The following is a 16,517-nucleotide window of genomic DNA, read 5'->3' on the forward strand; positions in this document are numbered from 1 at the left end:
GGCCCCCATGGGGTCGTATAGGTGGCCCATGCATGCCGCATCTGGCGGCAGTTCGAGCGAGATCCAGTCGAGCGAGACGATGTCCGACGCCGCGTTGCCGCTTCCTGCTTCGCCCGAGGCCGACATCCTGTCGGCGCTCGGCGCGCGCTCGATCGTGCTCGTCGGCATGATGGGGGTGGGCAAATCCACCATCGGCCGGCGGCTCGCGGCCCGGCTCAAGCTGCCCTTCGTCGACGCCGACACGGAGATCGAGGCGGCGGCCGGCATGACCATACCGGAAATTTTCGAGCGTTATGGCGAAGCGCATTTCCGCGAGGGCGAGACACGGGTGATCGCGCGGCTGCTCGACGATGGACCCGTGGTGCTGGCAACCGGCGGCGGCGCCTATATGCGCGAGGAGACGCGGTCCCGCATCGCCGCCAAGGCAGTCTCGATCTGGCTTCGGGCGGACCACGACGTCATCATGCGCCGCGTCCGCCGCCGTGCCGACCGTCCGCTGCTCCAGACCGCCGATCCGGAAGGGACGGTGACGCGCCTGCTCACCGAGCGTGAGCCGGTCTATGGCAAAGCCGACCTCACCATCGCCTCGCGCGACGTGCCCCACGACAAAATCGTCGAGGAGTGCATCGAGACGCTGCGTGCTCATCTCTGCGGCGAGCAGTCCGCCCCACCACCTCAAGACGTTGCGAGTGCGTTAAGATGACGGCGCCGTTGAAGCATTCCGATCCCATCAACGTCGATGTCGCGCTGGAGAATCGCGCCTATGACATCGTCATCGGCCGCGGCGTGCTGGCCTCGCTCGGCGAGCGCATCGCCGCGCTGCGTCCCGGCATGCGCACGGCGATCGTGACCGATCGCACCGTGGCAAAACACTGGCTCGAGCCGACCGAAGCATCGCTTGCGGCCGCCGGCATTCCGACCTCGCGCATCGTGGTCGAGGAAGGCGAGATCTCGAAAACCTATGCCGGCCTCGAAAAGGTCAGTGAGGCCCTGATCGCCGCGCGGATCGAGCGCAACGATCTCGTCATCGCGCTCGGCGGCGGCGTGGTCGGCGATCTCGCCGGCTTTGCCGCGGCCATCCTGCGCCGCGGCGTCGATTTCGTGCAGGTGCCGACCTCGCTTCTCGCGCAGGTCGATTCATCCGTCGGCGGCAAGACCGGCATCAATTCGCCGCAGGGCAAGAACTTGCTCGGGGCCTTCCACCAGCCGGTGCTCGTCATCGCCGACACCGCCGTGCTGGACACGCTGTCGCCGCGCCAGTTCCGGGCCGGCTATGCCGAGGTCGCCAAATACGGCGTGCTGGGCGACGAAGCCTTCTTCTCCTGGCTGGAGAAGAACCATGCCGACATCTCTAGGGGAGGCTCGGCCCGCGAACATGCGATCGCGACCTCCTGCCGCGCCAAGGCCGCAATCGTCTCACGCGACGAGCGCGAAACCGGCGAACGCGCGCTGCTCAACCTCGGTCACACCTTCGGTCACGCGCTGGAAGCTGCGACCGGCTTCTCCGACCGCCTGTTCCACGGCGAGGGCGTCGCCATCGGCATGACGCTGGCGGCGCAGTTCTCCGCGAAGCTCGGCATGATCGGCGCGGCCGATGCCGCACGTGTCGAGCGTCACCTCATCGAGGCCGGCCTGCCGACGCGCCTGCAGGACATCGCCGGCTTTGCGCAGGAAGGGCTTGCCGATGCCGACGCGCTGATGGCGTTGATGGCACAGGACAAGAAGGTCAAGCGCGGCAAGCTCACCTTCATCCTGCTGGAGGCGGTGGGCCGCGCGGTGATCGCGAAGGATGTCGAGCCGGCGCCGGTGCGCGACTTCCTGAAAGAGAAGCTCGCGCAGTGATGGCGGGACCGTTCAGATCGGCCGCCCGCGAAACGGCGGGGAATGCCGGGGCGGTCGCGAGGCAAACATGAGTTCGATCTCGATCAATCTTCTGCTTGCGGCCCTCCTGCTCGCTGCCAACGCGTTCTACGTGGCGGCGGAATTTGCGCTGGTGAAGAGCCGCGGCTTCCGCGTCAAGGCCATGGTCGAGCAGAACCGCTTCGGCGCTCGCCTGCTGCAGACCATGATGGGGAATATCGAATCCTATCTCGCCTGCTGCCAGCTCGGCATCACCATGGCTTCCCTCGGTCTCGGCTGGATCGGTGAGCCGACCGTGTCGGCGCTGCTGAGCCCTGTCCTCAGCCCGCTCGGATTGTCGGAGGCCACGCTGCACTTCACCTCGTTCGTGGCGGGCTTCCTGGTCTTCTCGTCGCTGCACATCATCATCGGCGAGCAGGTGCCGAAGACGCTGGCGATCCGGGAGCCGATGCCGGTGTCGCAGTGGATCGCGTACCCGCTGCATGTCTCCTATCTGGTGTTCTATCCGCTGAGCTGGTGCCTCAACACGGCCTCGAGCGCGATCCTGCGCCTGATCGGGGTCCAGGAGTTTTCGCAGCACGAGATCCTGACCGATTCGGAGATCGAAGGCCTGGTTGAGGAATCCGCCGTGCACGGCAAGATCGAGAGCGGCGAGGCCGAATACATTCACAACGTCTTCCGCCTCGGCGAGCTCACGGTGTCCGACGTGATGGTTCACCGCACCGCCATGGTGATGATCAATGCCGACCTGCCGCCGGAGGAGCTGGTGCGGGAGGTGCTGGCCACCGAATACACCCGCATTCCGCTGTGGCGCGACAAGCCGGAGAACATCATCGGCATTCTGCACGCCAAGGATCTGTTGCGCGCCATCCGCGCGTCGGAGGGCGAGACCTCGCGCATCGACGTCTCCACCATCATGCTGCCGCCCTGGTTCGTGCCGGAGATGCGGCCGATATCCCAGCAGCTCAAGGCGTTCCGCCGTCGCAAGACCCATTTCGCGCTCGTCGTCGACGAGTATGGCGAGGTTGAAGGCCTCGTGACGCTGGAAGACATTCTGGAAGAGATCGTCGGCGATATTTCCGACGAGCATGACGTGGTGGTGGCCGGCGTGCGCCGCCAGCCCGACGGCTCCGTCGTGGTCGACGGCTCGGTGCCGATCCGCGACCTCAACCGCGCCATGGACTGGCATCTGCCCGATGAAGAGGCAACCACGGTCGCCGGCCTCGTCATTCACGAGGCGCGCTCGATCCCCGACCGCGGCCAGAGCTTCACCTTCCACGGCTTCCGCTTCCGCGTGCTCCGCCGCGAGCGCAACCGCATCACCGCGCTCCGTATTTCACCGGTGCCGCGCGAGGCCGAGCTGGAAGAGGCCAAGCCGAGACGGGCCGGGACGTCGTTCTAACCTTCCCCCGGCGCCTGCGCATTGATCGCGAGCGCGTGCACGCTGCCGGCAAGTTCCGCGGCGAGCGCCGAATTTATCATGCGATGACGGTCGACCCGGCTCTTCCCTTTGAAGGCGGCAGACACGATATACACACGGAAGTGCGTCTCGCCGCCCGCCCGATGGCCGGCGTGGCCCTCATGCAAATGTGACTCGTCGACGACTTGCAGGCTTTCGGGCGTGAAAGCTTCCTGCAACTTGTTGCTGATAGTGTCTTTCATAGCCATGTGTGCCATTAAGGTGCGCGGTCGCACCCCGTCAATACCCGGACGTCCAGGCTCGTCGCGACCGGGTGCTCAGCGAATTGCAATGTCAAGACTTGAAGGTTTTCGCATTGCGTAGTCAAAGTCAGCCATGCCGATCGATTCATCAAAGTTCTTCGACTCCATCCGCGTGAAGCCGCGGGGCAAGCAGCCGGAAGTGAAGCCGCGCGACACCGCGGTCAATTGCGAGTGGGCGGGCTGCGCCAACAAGGGCTCGCACCGCGCGCCGAAGGGCCGCGAGAACCAGCGCGAGTATTGGCACTTCTGTCTCGACCACGTGCGCGAGTACAACCAGAACTACAATTTCTTCTCCGGCATGAATGCCGAAGCCGTTGCGCGCTACCAGAAGGATGCGCTGACCGGTCACCGCCCGACCTGGAAGATGGGCGCCAATGGCGGCAAGAAGGGCGCGGAAGAGATCGACATGGCGGCCGATCCTTTCAGCATGTTCTCCGAGATCAACGGGCGTGCCAGCTGGCGCAAGGGCCCCGAAGCGGAGCCCAAGGCCGAGACCCGCAAGGTGATGAACGCCGAGCGCAAGGCGCTCCAGGTCATGGGCCTCGGCCCCAGCGCCACGCTCGCCGACGTCAAGACCAAGTACAAGGCGCTGGTGAAGCAGCACCACCCCGACGCCAATGGCGGCGACCGCTCGACCGAGGATCGCCTGATCGAGATCATCAAGGCGTACAATTATCTGAAGACGGTCGTGCGCGAGGCGTAGGACTCGCGGTACCTTCCGGTGTCGTCCCGGTTTTCGCGCGGCCGGCAGTGTCGTAGGGCGGGCAAAGCGACTTGTCCGCCATAGCTCGAAGAGCGACGGCGGAAGCGTGCCCACGCTTTTTTTCGATCGAGAGAGATGGTGGGCACGGCGCAAGTGCGCCTTTGCCCACCCTACGATTCCCGGACTCGCGGAGAGATCCGCGCCACCTCACGCCACCGGCATCGCCCCGACATACGACGAGCTCGGCCTGATCAACCGCCCCGTCCGCTGCTGCTCGCGCGCGTGTGCGGTCCAGCCGGCGCTGCGCGCGACCGCGAAGATCGGCGTGAACGCCTGCCGCGGGATCGCCAGCGCATCGAGCAGGATCGCGGTGAAGAACTCGACGTTCGTCTCCAGCGGCCGGTCCGGATTCTTCTTGCGCAGGGCGCTGCGGATATAGGCCTCGACCTCGCCGGCAAACGGCAGGTCGGTGCCATTGGACGCCAGCGCTTCGACCGCGGTCTTGAGCACGTCGGCGCGCGGATCGCGCACGCGATAGACGCGGTGACCGAAACCCATCATCCGCTCGCCGCGGGCCAGCGCCGCATCCACCCAGGGCTGGATGCGCTCGCGCGAGCCGATCGCGTCCAGCATTTCCAGCACCGGCTCCGGCGCGCCGCCATGCAGCGGACCGGTCAGTGCGCAATAGCCGGCGGTGACGGCGGCGAACAGATCGGCCTGCGTCGAGGCCACCACGCGCGCGGTGAAGGTCGAGGCGTTCATGCCGTGGTCGCTGGCCGTGACGAGATAGGCGTCCAATGCCGTGACCTCGCGCGCGGCCGGCGAACGCCCGTGCAGCATGCGCAGCGTGTCGGCGGCATGGCTCACGTTGGGATCGGGCGCGACCGGTTCGAGCCCCCTCGCGCGCCGCACCAGTGCGCCCGCGATCACCGGAAACGCGCCGACGATCGTCGCCTCGTGCTCCAGCCCGGGCTCGGCGCGAAGTCCGGCGACGGCCGCCCGGAACCCGTCGATGACGCCCATGCCGCGCGTCGCCGGCAGCAGGTCCGGCAGCCGCGTGAAGGCGCGCTCGCGCGCCGCGCCCAGGTGTGAGCGCACATTGGCTTCGGTGAGGGTGGTCTTGTTGGCGCCGTTCCAGAGCCGGGCGGTGACGCCCTCGAAGCTCGAGATAGCGGCGAGCCGGCCGACATGCTCGCCAGCGATGATCAGCTCGCCGCGCTCGCCATCGACATGGCTCAGCACGGTCTCGGCCGCGGGAACGCCGTCCAGCCCGATCTGGCTCTTGGTGAGGTGGATGTTCATGGCCCAAATCTCCTGTTCACGGAGGATAAGGTCAGGCCTCTCGACACATTGATCAATCTTGATTACATAAATCAATATGAAAAATTCCGATGGGCTGTACCTCTCCGCCCGGGAAGCCGCCGCCGAGCTCGCGATCTCCCCGGCCACCCTCTACGCCTATGTCAGCCGCGGCCTGATCCGCTCCGAGCCGACGCCGGACTCGCGCAAGAACCGCTATCGCGCCGAGGACGTCCGCGCGCTCAAAGAACGGCGCGTGCCGTCGCCGGAGCCACGCGGCCTGCGCAGCTTCGATGCCGACCTGCCGGTGATGGACACGGAGATCTCGACCATCACCGAGGAGGGCGCGATCTACCGCGGCGTCAATTGCGTCGATCTTTCAGAGAACGACACGCTGGAGCACACGGCGACGCTGCTGTGGGATGTCGCCGACGTCGATCCGTTCGATCCGGATAATCAGCCCGAGATGTCCGAGGAGATGCGCACGATCGCAGCGGCCGCGCGCCGGGCGGCGCCGATCGACCGCGCCATCGCCGTGCTGGCGCTGGCGGCGAGCGCCGATCCCCGCGCCTTCACCCGGGCGCCCGATGGGCGCGCCATGGTCGGCGCACGCATCGTCCGCCTGCTGGTTGCGACCATGCTCAATGCGGAAGCCTCGGCCGAGCCGCTGCATCAGCAGGTCGCGCGCGCCTGGGCGGCGGACAACAAGCACGCGCCCGATCTGATCCGCCGCGCGCTGGTGCTGCTGGCCGACCACGAGCTGAACGCCTCGACCTTCACTGCGCGCTGCGCGGCCTCGACCGGCCTCAACCTTTATGACTCCGTCATCGCCGGCCTCGCCGCATTGAAGGGGCCGAAGCATGGCGGCGCCGGCGTCTTGGCCTCGCAGCTCGTCAAGACGCTGGTCGACCGCGACGTCGCGCCTGTTGTGCGCGAACGCGTCGCGCTCGGCGAGCGCTTTGCCGGCTTCGGCCACGGCGTCTACAAGCGCGGCGATCCCCGTGCGCAATCACTGCTCAACGCGCTGTCGCGCGCCGGCGCACCGCGCAAATTCACCAGGGAAGTGCCGGAGCGGATCGCGGAAGCCACCGGCGAGTTCGTCAATATCGACTACGCGCTCGCCGTGCTGGTGCACGCATTGCGCCTGCCCGCCGGCAGCGAGCTCGCGCTGTTCGCGATGGCCCGCAGCGTCGGCTGGATCGCCCATGCCAGCGAGCAATTGCAGTTCGGCAAGCTGATCAGGCCGCGGGCAAGGTATGTGGGACCGGCGCCGGGGCGGCGAGCGGGGGCCGCGGAGTAGAATACTTTACCGGTCCCGTTAGCTCAGGCTTCCGGCGAAGCGTTCGGCGAGCCTGTTTTTCTTGAATGCGTCGGCAACCCAGTCCACGAAGACTCTCGTCTTCGCGGGCACAAGCTTGCGCGATGCGTGGTAAATCGAGATTGCGCCTGCGTCACAGTACCAGCGTGGCACCAGGCGTAGCAGCGACCCGTTTTCGAGCGCGGGAAGAATGTCGGCGGTGGCAAGCATGGCAACGCCCAGGCCCAACAGTGCCGCCTCGCGCATCGCAGCGGGATCGTTGACCACGATCGACTCAGATAGCGGGGCTTGAACTTCCCGCCCCGAGACATCGCGCATCGACCAGTGCCGGATGCGTCCCGTCTGCAGCGAGCGCATGACGATGCCATCCAGTGCGGCCAGTTCGTCCGGCTTGGTCGGTGATGTTCGCCCGGACATGTAGGCTGGAGACGCCACGGCGATGATGTGTGCTGGCGCAAGGGTGCGACTGACAAGACCGGGCAACAATTCGAACCCACCTCCGATCGCGGCGTCATAGCCTTCACCGACCAGATCGACCTGACGGTTCTCGAAGTGCCACTCAGGGCGGACCTGCGGGTAACGGGCCAGGAAGCCGGGAAGCAGTGGCAGGATATGGGCTGTGCCGAATGTCGGCGGCAGGCTTATCTTGAGAACGCCCGCCGGCTCCTCGCGTCCGGTCGATGCTCCGGCGATCGCGGCCTGCAGTCCCTCAAGATGGCCGGCGATGGCTGTGCGAAACGTCTCGCCGGCCTCGGTGAGCGTCAGCCTCCGTGTCGAACGATGAAATAATCGGACGCCGAGATTGCGCTCCAGCATGGCGACGTTGCGGCTGACGGCTGCCGGAGTCAGCAAAAGGCGCCGGCCAGCCTCCGAGAAGCTGCCGCACTCAGCGCTGCGAATGAATGATTCCAGGTTGGCCAGTGTTTCCATGGGCTCATTTGCAAGTGATCGTTGAAAATCTTACGAGCAATATCCTCCTAATCAAAGGGCAATGTTTGGGTCATCTCTGGGCCACCGATCAGCTCGCCTGATCCCAAACAGCTCGGAGCATTCCATGTCCACCATCGGCATCATCGGCGCAGGCAATATTGGCCGCGCAATCGCCCAGGCACTGGCGCGCAATGGCATCGCCGCGACCCTGTCCAACAGCCGCGGCCCGGACAGTCTTAGGACGACCGTGGCCGAGATCGGTCCGCTCGTGATCGCCGGCACCCGCGAGGAAGCTGCGGCCAAGGATATCGTCTTCGTTGCGGTCAACTGGTCGAAGCTGCCTGATGCGCTTGCCGGCCTGCCGCCATTCGGCGGGCGCATCGTCGTTGACGCCAACAATCCGATCGAGGCGCCGCTGTTCAAGCCGGCGGAGCTCGGTGGTCGCGCCTCGTCCGAAGTTTTCGCCGATCTGGTGCAAGGTGCGCGGGTGGTGAAGGCGTTCAATCACCTCTTGGCGCAGCTCCTCGCAACAGACCCGGCGAGCGACGGCGGCAAGCGCGTGCTGTTCTACTCGGGCGACGACGCCGATGCGAAGGCAAGTGTCGGCGCGCTGATCGGCCGGCTCGGATTCTTTGGCATCGATCTCGGTTCGCTCGCGGTCGGAGCCAGGCTGACCCAGTTTCCGGGCGGTCCGCTTCCGGCGCTGAACCTGGTCAAGTTCGGCTGATGGCTTCGAGGATGTTCTCCAACGAGATGAGAAAGGCTGCGAGATGACCACCAATGATATCGATTTCGACCGACTTCTACGGGCCAATTTGGAGCGCGTGTTCAACGAGCGGGACGAGGACAAGCGGCAGACCGCCATTGCCGAGTTGTTCGTTGAAGAGCCCGTCATGTACGAGCCGACGAAGATCGTTCGGGGACGCCTGGAGATATCGCGCGTCGCCGGAGAGCTTCTGAAGCAGTTCGGACCGACATTCAGGTTCGTACCCGATGGGGTTGCGGTCGGGCATCATGGCTTGGCGCGTCTGGCCTGGCATGCCGGACCCGAGCAAGGCCCTATTGCAGTGACCGGAGCCGACGTAGCCGAAGTCGAAGGTGGTAAAATCTCGCGGCTCTGGGTGTTGCTCAATCCGCCGCTGCCGAACTAGGCCTGCGGCGTCTTCGCCGCGACATCACCATTCCGCCGGCGATAGATCCACACGGCTACGCCCAGCACGATCGCGACGGCTACCACCGTCAAGATCCAAACGTGCTTGCCGACATGTCCGTGATGATGCAGCCCGGCATATTCGTGCAGCGCCGACACGGCCAGCACGCCGGGCAGCACATGCGCCGGCGCCCAGGCCAGGATCGCCGGGATGTTCACGGCATAGAATTTCGCGGGCGCCATGCCCAGCGCGCCGGCGGTCACCGGCACGAAGGCGCGGATCGGCGGCACGAAGCGGGCGAAGAACACGGCCCAGGTGCCGAAGCGGTGGAAGAAATTCTCGCTCTCGGCGACCAGGCGCGGATAATTGGTCAGCGGCCAGGTGTTGAGGATTTCCCGCTGCCGCCTATGCCCGATCCAATAGGCCGACCCGTCACCGAGCACGGCGCCGGCTGCGGCCGCGAGCAGCACCCACGGCAACTGCAATTCGCCGCCGGGGACCAGGGCGCTCAGCGCCAGGATGATGGTCGAGCCGGGAATCACCGATCCCACCACCGGAACGGCTTCGAGCAGCGCCGCCAGGAACAGGGTCAGGTAGGCCAGCCACGGATGGGCGGAGACGAAGGCGATGAGGGGATCGAGAAAGGACGTCACGTCGTCTCTTGAAGGGCTGGAGCATGGGAGCTTCGGACCCTACATAAGTAACCGCATACGGCCAAAGTAACCATTCGCACGGAACGGCGCGACCCGCCCGAATTTGGGCGTGATTCGCAAGGCAGCCCTCCAAAAACCGCGCTCCTTGCCTATCTAAATGAAAAGACAACGGAACTTTGATTGGTGGGCGGGCTTCTGCCGGCTCGTTGTCTCTGATAGGTTGATTTTCAGCACCCAGCCGCAGCCAACGTGCGAATAACCGGTTTCGGGACCGCCCGGGACCTCGGAGGATTGATGACGACCGCCGCCCTGTCCAAAGTTGAGGAAGTTTCCGGTCAGCCCGACATGAAGGTGTCGGTGCGCCAGGTGTTCGGGATCGACAGCGATCTCGAAGTGCCGGCCTATTCCGAAGTCGATCCTCACGTGCCCGAAGTCGATTCCGATTACCGCTTCGACCGCGCCACCACGCTCGCCATTCTCGCCGGCTTTGCCCGCAACCGCCGCGTGATGGTGACCGGCTATCACGGCACCGGCAAATCCACCCATATCGAGCAGGTCGCGGCACGCCTGAACTGGCCCTGCGTGCGCGTCAATCTCGACAGCCACATCAGCCGTATCGACCTCGTCGGCAAGGACTCCATCGTGGTCCGCGACGGCAAGCAGGTCACCGAATTCCGCGACGGCATCCTGCCCTGGGCGCTGCAGAACAACGTCGCGCTGGTGTTCGACGAATACGACGCCGGCCGCCCGGACGTGATGTTCGTGATCCAGCGCGTGCTGGAAGTCTCCGGACGCCTGACGCTCCTGGACCAGAACAAGGTGATCAAGCCGCATCCGGCGTTCCGCCTGTTCGCGACCGCCAACACGGTCGGCCTCGGCGACACCTCGGGCCTCTATCACGGCACCCAGCAGATCAACCAGGGCCAGATGGACCGCTGGTCGATCGTCACCACGCTGAACTATCTCAGCCACGACGAGGAAGTCGAGATCGTGCTGGCCAAGGCCAAGCATTATCGCACCCAGGAAGGCCGCGACATCGTCAACAAGATGGTGCGCCTTGCCGATCTCACCCGTAACGCCTTCGCCAATGGCGATCTGTCGACGGTGATGAGCCCGCGCACGGTGATCACCTGGGCGGAAAATTCCGATATCTTCGGCGATATCGGCTTCGCCTTCCGCGTCACCTTCCTCAACAAGTGCGACGAGCTCGAGCGTCCCCTGGTCGCCGAGTTCTATCAGCGCTGCTTCAATGCGGAGCTGCCGGAATCGGCGGTCAACGTGGCGCTCAGCTGACCCCATGCAAACCATCACCGTCGAGCGCACCATTGGTACCACCAAGAAGGCTGTGCTCGCCGGTCTCGGCGCTTACAACGACGAGAAGTTTGGGAAGCAGAAGGTCAGGAGCATCGCGGTTTCGCTGAAGGACGGCCGCAAGATCGTCGGCGGCATCGTCGGGCAACTCTGGTCCACGGTTCTGTTCATCCAGTATTCTGGATCGACCAGAAGCAGCGCGGCAAGGGTCACGGCACGAAGCTGATCGCGGCGATCGAGGACGAGGCAAGACGGCTCGGCGCGATCCGGGCCCATGTCGATACGATGAGTTTCCAGGCGCCGGGCTTCTATCGTTCTTGCGGGTACCAGGAATTCGGCACCATCGACGGCTATCCCGGCGGCGTGACGCGCCATTCGTTTACGAAGTCGCTATGAGCACATCATCATCCAACTCCAAATTCCGCAACAACAAGGAAGCGCCGACCGAGCCGTTCAAGCGCTCGGTCGCCTCCTGTCTCAAGGCGATCGCGAAATCGCCCGAGCTCGATGTCTCCTTCGCCGCCGAGCGGCCGGGCCTGGCGCCCGGCAAGGCGCGGCTTCCGGAGCCGGCGCGCAAGATGACCAAGCGTGACGCCGCCATCGTGCGCGGCCACGCCGATTCGATCGCGCTCAAGATCGCCTGTCACGATCCCAAGGTTCATCGCAAGCTGATGCCCGGCAATCCGCAGGCGCGCGGCGTGTTCGAGGCGGTGGAGCAGGCCCGCGTCGAGGCGATCGGCGCGCGCCGCATGGCGGGCGTTGCCAAGAACCTCACCGCGATGCTCGACGACCATTTCCACCGCGGCAAGTTCGACGAGATCACCGACCGCGCCGACGCGCCGCTGGCGGACGCGCTGGCGATGCTGGTGCGCGAGCGCCTCACCGGCATGGCGCCGCCGACGGCGGCCAAGAAGATGGTCGACCTCTGGCGGCCGATCCTCGAAGACAAGATCGGCAGGCGGCTCGACCGGCTCGACGGCGTGCTCGAGGATCAGACCAAGTTCGGCGATGCCGTGCATGATCTGTTGTCCGCGCTCGAGCTCGGCGACGAGCGCAACGCCGACAGCGAGGACAACGACGAGAACGAGGAGAACCAGGACGGCGACAATGACCAGTCCGGCGCCGAGGGCTCGCCCGATTCCGATGCCGCGCAAGAGATGAGCGCCGACCAGGCGCAGGCAACATCCGAGGAGATGAGCGAGAGCGCGATGGAAAGCGCGCAGGCCTCGACCTCCGACACCTTCGACGACGGCGAGCTTGGTGACGACGAGACGCCGGGCGAGGCGACGCGCCCGAACCAGCACGGCAGGAACGAGCCGCGCGGGCCGGAATATCACGCCTTCGCGCCGAAATTCGACGAGGTCATCGCCGCCGAGGATCTCTGCGACCATGACGAGCTGGAGCGGCTGCGCGCCTATCTCGACAAGCAGCTCGCACATCTGCAAGGCATCGTCGCCCGTCTCGCCAACCGGCTGCAGCGCCGCCTGATGGCGCAGCAGAACCGCGCCTGGGAGTTCGACCTCGAAGAGGGCATCCTCGACCCTGCGCGCCTGTCGCGCGTCGTCACCGATCCCTATCATCCGCTGTCCTTCATGCACGAGAAGGAGGCGACCTTCCGCGACACCGTGGTGACGCTGCTGCTCGACAATTCCGGCTCGATGCGCGGCCGCCCGATCACGGTCGCGGCGACCTGCGCCGACATCCTCGCGCGCACGCTGGAGCGTTGCGGCGTCAAGGTCGAGATTTTGGGATTTACCACGCGCGCCTGGAAGGGCGGGCAATCGCGTGAGGCGTGGCTTGCCGCCGGCAAGCCGGCCAATCCCGGCCGCCTCAACGATCTCCGCCACATCATCTACAAGTCGGCGGACGCCCCCTGGCGCCGTGCGCGGAAAAATCTCGGCCTGATGATGCGCGAGGGGCTGCTGAAGGAGAACATCGACGGCGAGGCGCTCGACTGGGCGCACAAGCGCCTGCTCGGCCGGCCCGAGCAGCGCAAGATCCTGATGATGATCTCGGACGGCGCGCCGGTCGACGATTCCACGCTGTCGGTCAATCCCGGCAACTACCTCGAGCGGCATCTGCGCCACATCATCGAGGAGATCGAGACCCGCTCGCCGGTCGAGCTGATCGCGATCGGCATCGGCCATGACGTGACACGCTATTATCGCCGCGCCGTGACGATCGTGGACGCCGAGGAGCTCGGCGGCGCGATCACCGAAAAACTCGCCGAGCTCTTCAGCGAGACCAACACGGCGCCAACGCAAGCGGCCGGTCGCCCGCGACGCAAATTGCATTCGTGAGCACGATTGCATCCCGCCGCAGCTTTCTCAGGCACGCCGCGGCGGGATTCTCCACATTCGCAGTCTCCAGGTTCGCGCAGGCGCAAGCCGCGACCGAGCCGCCACCGCGCCCGCTTCAGGTCGAGCACGCCGTCGCGGCGCCCGTCAGCGTCGAGGTCAACGCGCGCAGCATTCCCAATTTCGAGCCGCGCGACCGCACGCGCACGCGCTTCGGCTCGCTGGACTATCGCAGCGGCCTGGTGCTGACCTCGCCCTATCGCGGCTTCGGCGGCTTGTCAGGCCTCCGCTTCCTCGACGGCAAGGGCGAGCGTTTCCTCGCGATCTCCGACCAGGGCGGCTGGTTCACCGGCAGCATCCGCTATTCCGGCCGCGACATGGTCGGCCTTGCCGACGTCGAGGCCGCGCCGCTGCTCGGCGCCGAAGGGCGGCCGATCACGGAAAAGCACCTCTGGTGGGATTCGGAATCGATCGCGCGCGACGGCAGCCTCGTCTATGTCGGGCTCGAGCGCGTCAACCAGATCCTGCGCTACGATTTTGCCAAGGGCGGCACCCGCGCCCGTGGCGAGATGATTGCCGTCCCAGCCGCCTTGCGCAAGCTGCCCTCCAACAAGGGGCTGGAGGCGATGGTCGTCGTGCCCAAGGGCAAAGACCAGAACCTGCCGCTCGCCGGCACCCTGATCGCCTTCTCCGAGCGCGGGCTCGATGCCGACGGCAACCTCGTCGCCTTCCTGATCGGCGGTCCCACGCCCGGCCAGTTCAGCGTGCGGCGGACCGAGAAATACGACATCAGCGATGCCGTGCTGCTGCCCTCCGGCGAACTGCTCATCCTCGAACGCAAATTCTCCTGGTTCACCGGCGTCAACATCCGCATCCGCGCGATCCCGCTGAAAGCAATCGCGCCCGGTGCGCTGGTCGATGGCCCCGCGCTGTTCGCCGCCGATCTCGGCCACGAGATCGACAACATGGAAGGCATCGACGCCCACGCCACGGCCGAGGGGGAGACGGTGCTGACCCTGATCTCCGACGACAATTTCTCGATGCTGCAGCGAACCCTGCTGCTGCAATTCACGCTGGCGGAGTAGGGTAGTCTCTCTCCCGTCATTGCGAGCGCAGCGAAGCAATCCAGAATCTTTCCGGGGCGGCAGACTGGATTGCTTCGCTGCGCTCGCAATGACGATGGGAAGTCCGGCTCGCGTCAAACCGGCATTGCGGAAATGCACGCTGTGGGTACCCCCCATTCCCGCCGCGCAACTAGCAATCCGCGCGTCCGTCACTACACTCCCATCATCATCCTCCATCCTCCGGAACTCCCCGCATGAGCGCCCTGTTTTCCCCGATCAAGCTGCGCGGCCTGACCTTGAAGAACCGCCTCGTGGTGTCGCCGATGTGCCAATATTCGGCCGAGGACGGCGTCGCCACCGACTGGCACTTCACCCACATCAACAATCTCAGCCTGTCGGGCGCGGCGATGTTCTGCATCGAGGCGACGCATGTCGAGGCGATCGGCCGCATCACGCCGGGGTGCCTCGGGCTCTACAGCGATGCCTGCGAGGCCGCGCTGCATCAGATCCTCAATTCGGTGCGCAAGCATTCCTCCACCGCGATCGCGATGCAGCTCGCCCATGCCGGCCGCAAGGCTTCGAGCGCGCGCCCCTGGGACGGCGGCCAATTGATTCCGGAAGGGCAGGGCGGCTGGCGGACGGTGGCGCCGTCGGCGGTGCCGCACAAGGAGGGCGAGGCCGCCCCGCTGGCACTGGATGCGGTGGGCCTGAAGCGCATCCGCGAGGCCTTCGTCGATTCGACCAAGCGCGCCGCGCGGCTCGGCATCGACGCTATCGAGGTCCATGGCGCGCATGGCTATCTGATTCATCAATTCCTTTCGCCGATCTCCAACAAGCGCACCGATGAATATGGCGGCAGCCTCGAGAACCGCATGCGCTTTCCGCTGGAGGTGTTCGACGCGGTGCGCGCCGCGTTCCCCGCTGACAAGCCGGTCGGCATACGGGTGTCCTCGACCGACTGGGTCGAGGGCGGCTGGGATCTGGCGCAAACCATCGAATTCGCGAACGCGCTGAAGGCGCACGGCGTCGACTGGATCGATGCGTCCTCCGGCGGCGTCTCGCCGCTGCAGAAAATTCCGCTCGGTCCCGGTTATCAGGTGCAGTTTGCAGAGGCGATCAAGCGCGAGACCGGCCTGCCCACCATCGCCGTCGGCCTCATCACCGAGCCGAGGCACGCCGAGGAGATCGTCGCATCGGGCAAGGCCGACATGGTCGCGATTGCCCGCGGCCTGCTCTACGATCCGCGCTGGGGCTGGCACGCCGCCGCCGAGCTCGGCGGAATGGTCGAGGCGCCGCCGCAATATTGGCGCTCGCAGCCCTCGACGCAGAAGGCGCTGTTCGGCAAGACCACGTTCGGGGCGCGGTGAGGGCGAATGTGGTGCGATGACGGCGCTATAAGCTCCGCTGTCGTCCCGGATGATCTGCGCTCCGCTCCGCGCGCTTGTCCGGGACGATTGCTGAGTGTGTTGCGCTCGCTCTCACCCCCGTCACGCATCCGTAAAACTCCTCGCCTTCCACCCACCGCAAAACTGGCCTAACCTCTCACACTCAACGCCTCGCGGAGGCTGGCCATGCATTTTCGTGTTCGTAAAACCGCCCATGTGTTCGAGCGCGTCGGTCTTGCCATGGCGGGGGCCGCGTGCGGATTGTTCGTCGGCGCCTATGTCGGCTCGGCGATCCCCACTCTCACCACGCAGGGCTTCCTGCTGCTGATGATGCTGCTCGGCGGCATCGGCTTCTATCTCGGCATCGACACGCCGCAGATGCCTTTCGACGATGCGCACAGCCAGATCGATGCCGCCGAGCTCATGAGCGCCGCCGGCACGCTGTGCGCCACGCTCACCGCCTTTGCCTCGGTTGCCGTGATCGTGCTCCGGCTCGATCCGCACATGGCCTGGACCTGGCTCGTCCTCGTCGGCTGGATTGCCGGCGTCGCCATGCAGATCGTCGCCGGCGCCAAGGCCAGGCTGCGGAAGTAGCTCTCTCTCATGACGCGCCCGCCTGAAGCGGGCATCTCGATGATGGCCTCGGGAAAAGCTCGCAAGTCCGAGAGCCCGGTCCTTCACGGCAGGGTCTGGCCAGCCTCGACGGCCTTGCACGGCATCGTCTCTCTCCCTGTCAACCCGTCATCCGGTCAGGGCATCGTTCGAAGCATTGCACGCGCATCGGTCTTGAAGAGTTCATCTTTGCTGCCCATCTTGTGACGCCC

The 16,517-nt window shown here is 65.7% G+C and carries 17 protein-coding genes and 1 pseudogene; 14 read left to right on the forward strand and 4 right to left on the reverse strand.

The window, feature by feature from the left end; translation table 11 throughout:
• Positions 1-79 precede the first annotated feature (79 nt).
• The 3 genes from ACNJYD_RS03355 to ACNJYD_RS03365 all read left to right on the forward strand — a co-directional run bounded on the left by ACNJYD_RS03355 (position 80) and on the right by ACNJYD_RS03365 (position 3,262).
• The gene (locus ACNJYD_RS03355) at positions 80-703 is read left to right on the forward strand and encodes a shikimate kinase (protein ID WP_172786751.1); all 624 of its coding nucleotides are present in this window, start codon (positions 80-82) and stop codon (positions 701-703) included.
• Entirely contained in the window at positions 700-1,842 is a 1,143-nt protein-coding gene (aroB, locus tag ACNJYD_RS03360) for a 3-dehydroquinate synthase (protein WP_439365352.1), read from the forward strand. Before ACNJYD_RS03355 ends, aroB begins: the two co-directional genes overlap by 4 nt.
• Positions 1,843-1,909: 67 nt before the next feature.
• A complete protein-coding gene (locus ACNJYD_RS03365) occupies positions 1,910-3,262 on the forward strand; it encodes a hemolysin family protein (protein ID WP_172786541.1) in 1,353 nt (450 codons plus the stop codon).
• Here ACNJYD_RS03365 and ACNJYD_RS03370 read toward each other — a convergent pair.
• Positions 3,259-3,537, reverse strand: coding sequence for a BolA family protein (locus ACNJYD_RS03370; RefSeq protein WP_193760624.1), 279 nt, complete (start codon positions 3,535-3,537; stop codon positions 3,259-3,261). The two genes, ACNJYD_RS03365 and ACNJYD_RS03370, sit on opposite strands and share 4 nt — an antisense overlap.
• Before the next feature lie 118 nt (positions 3,538-3,655).
• Between ACNJYD_RS03370 and ACNJYD_RS03375 the strand changes: the two genes are divergently transcribed.
• Positions 3,656-4,285, forward strand: a complete 630-nt coding sequence (locus tag ACNJYD_RS03375) for a J domain-containing protein (protein ID WP_036014711.1) — start codon at positions 3,656-3,658, stop codon at positions 4,283-4,285.
• 207 nt (positions 4,286-4,492) lie between these two features.
• Here the strand turns inward: ACNJYD_RS03375 and ACNJYD_RS03380 are convergent, their stop codons facing one another.
• Entirely contained in the window at positions 4,493-5,587 is a 1,095-nt protein-coding gene (locus tag ACNJYD_RS03380; RefSeq protein WP_439365353.1) for a citrate synthase/methylcitrate synthase, read from the reverse strand.
• Positions 5,588-5,663: 76 nt separating this feature from the next.
• Here ACNJYD_RS03380 and ACNJYD_RS03385 point away from each other — a divergent pair, with 76 nt between their 5' ends.
• Positions 5,664-6,884: a citrate/2-methylcitrate synthase gene (locus tag ACNJYD_RS03385; RefSeq protein ID WP_439365354.1), complete on the forward strand. Its 1,221-nt coding sequence runs from the start codon at positions 5,664-5,666 to the stop codon at positions 6,882-6,884.
• An 18-nt stretch (positions 6,885-6,902) separates the two neighbouring features.
• On the opposite strand, the gene ACNJYD_RS03390 is transcribed toward ACNJYD_RS03385, so the two are convergent.
• Positions 6,903-7,832, reverse strand: coding sequence for a LysR family transcriptional regulator (locus ACNJYD_RS03390; protein ID WP_172786545.1), 930 nt, complete (start codon positions 7,830-7,832; stop codon positions 6,903-6,905).
• A 124-nt stretch (positions 7,833-7,956) separates the two neighbouring features.
• Here ACNJYD_RS03390 and ACNJYD_RS03395 point away from each other — a divergent pair, with 124 nt between their 5' ends.
• Positions 7,957-8,559: an NADPH-dependent F420 reductase gene (locus ACNJYD_RS03395; RefSeq protein ID WP_439365355.1), complete on the forward strand. Its 603-nt coding sequence runs from the start codon at positions 7,957-7,959 to the stop codon at positions 8,557-8,559.
• A 43-nt stretch (positions 8,560-8,602) separates the two neighbouring features.
• Positions 8,603-8,983, forward strand: a complete 381-nt coding sequence (locus tag ACNJYD_RS03400; protein WP_439365356.1) for a nuclear transport factor 2 family protein — start codon at positions 8,603-8,605, stop codon at positions 8,981-8,983.
• On the opposite strand, the gene ACNJYD_RS03405 is transcribed toward ACNJYD_RS03400, so the two are convergent.
• Positions 8,980-9,636: a DedA family protein gene (locus ACNJYD_RS03405; protein ID WP_212258910.1), complete on the reverse strand. Its 657-nt coding sequence runs from the start codon at positions 9,634-9,636 to the stop codon at positions 8,980-8,982. The two genes, ACNJYD_RS03400 and ACNJYD_RS03405, sit on opposite strands and share 4 nt — an antisense overlap.
• 294 nt (positions 9,637-9,930) lie before the next feature.
• On the opposite strand from ACNJYD_RS03405, the gene cobS reads away from it, so the two are divergent.
• The 7 genes and pseudogenes from cobS to ACNJYD_RS03440 all read left to right on the forward strand — a co-directional run bounded on the left by cobS (position 9,931) and on the right by ACNJYD_RS03440 (position 16,287).
• Positions 9,931-10,929, forward strand: coding sequence for a cobaltochelatase subunit CobS (cobS, locus tag ACNJYD_RS03410; RefSeq protein WP_172786549.1), 999 nt, complete (start codon positions 9,931-9,933; stop codon positions 10,927-10,929).
• 4 nt (positions 10,930-10,933) lie between these two features.
• The gene (locus ACNJYD_RS03415) at positions 10,934-11,173 is read left to right on the forward strand and encodes a hypothetical protein (protein WP_439365357.1); all 240 of its coding nucleotides are present in this window, start codon (positions 10,934-10,936) and stop codon (positions 11,171-11,173) included.
• Positions 11,077-11,343, forward strand: a pseudogene (locus ACNJYD_RS03420) (GNAT family N-acetyltransferase); the annotation flags it as partial. The gene ACNJYD_RS03415 and the pseudogene ACNJYD_RS03420, both read left to right, overlap by 97 nt.
• Entirely contained in the window at positions 11,340-13,247 is a 1,908-nt protein-coding gene (gene cobT, locus ACNJYD_RS03425) for a cobaltochelatase subunit CobT (RefSeq protein WP_172786551.1), read from the forward strand. The pseudogene ACNJYD_RS03420 and the gene cobT, both read left to right, overlap by 4 nt.
• Positions 13,244-14,329, forward strand: coding sequence for an esterase-like activity of phytase family protein (locus ACNJYD_RS03430; protein WP_439365358.1), 1,086 nt, complete (start codon positions 13,244-13,246; stop codon positions 14,327-14,329). The genes cobT and ACNJYD_RS03430 overlap by 4 nt, the downstream gene beginning before the upstream one ends.
• Positions 14,330-14,562: 233 nt before the next feature.
• Positions 14,563-15,675 carry an NADH:flavin oxidoreductase/NADH oxidase gene (locus ACNJYD_RS03435; RefSeq protein WP_439365359.1) on the forward strand — a complete coding sequence of 371 codons (1,113 nt, stop codon included), beginning with the start codon at positions 14,563-14,565 and terminating at the stop codon, positions 15,673-15,675.
• Positions 15,676-15,879: 204 nt separating this feature from the next.
• The gene (locus ACNJYD_RS03440; RefSeq protein WP_172786554.1) at positions 15,880-16,287 is read left to right on the forward strand and encodes a hypothetical protein; all 408 of its coding nucleotides are present in this window, start codon (positions 15,880-15,882) and stop codon (positions 16,285-16,287) included.
• Positions 16,288-16,517 lie beyond the last annotated feature (230 nt).

This window comes from Bradyrhizobium sp. SPXBL-02, from assembly GCF_051853065.1.
In the GTDB taxonomy this organism is placed as follows: domain Bacteria; phylum Pseudomonadota; class Alphaproteobacteria; order Rhizobiales; family Xanthobacteraceae; genus Bradyrhizobium.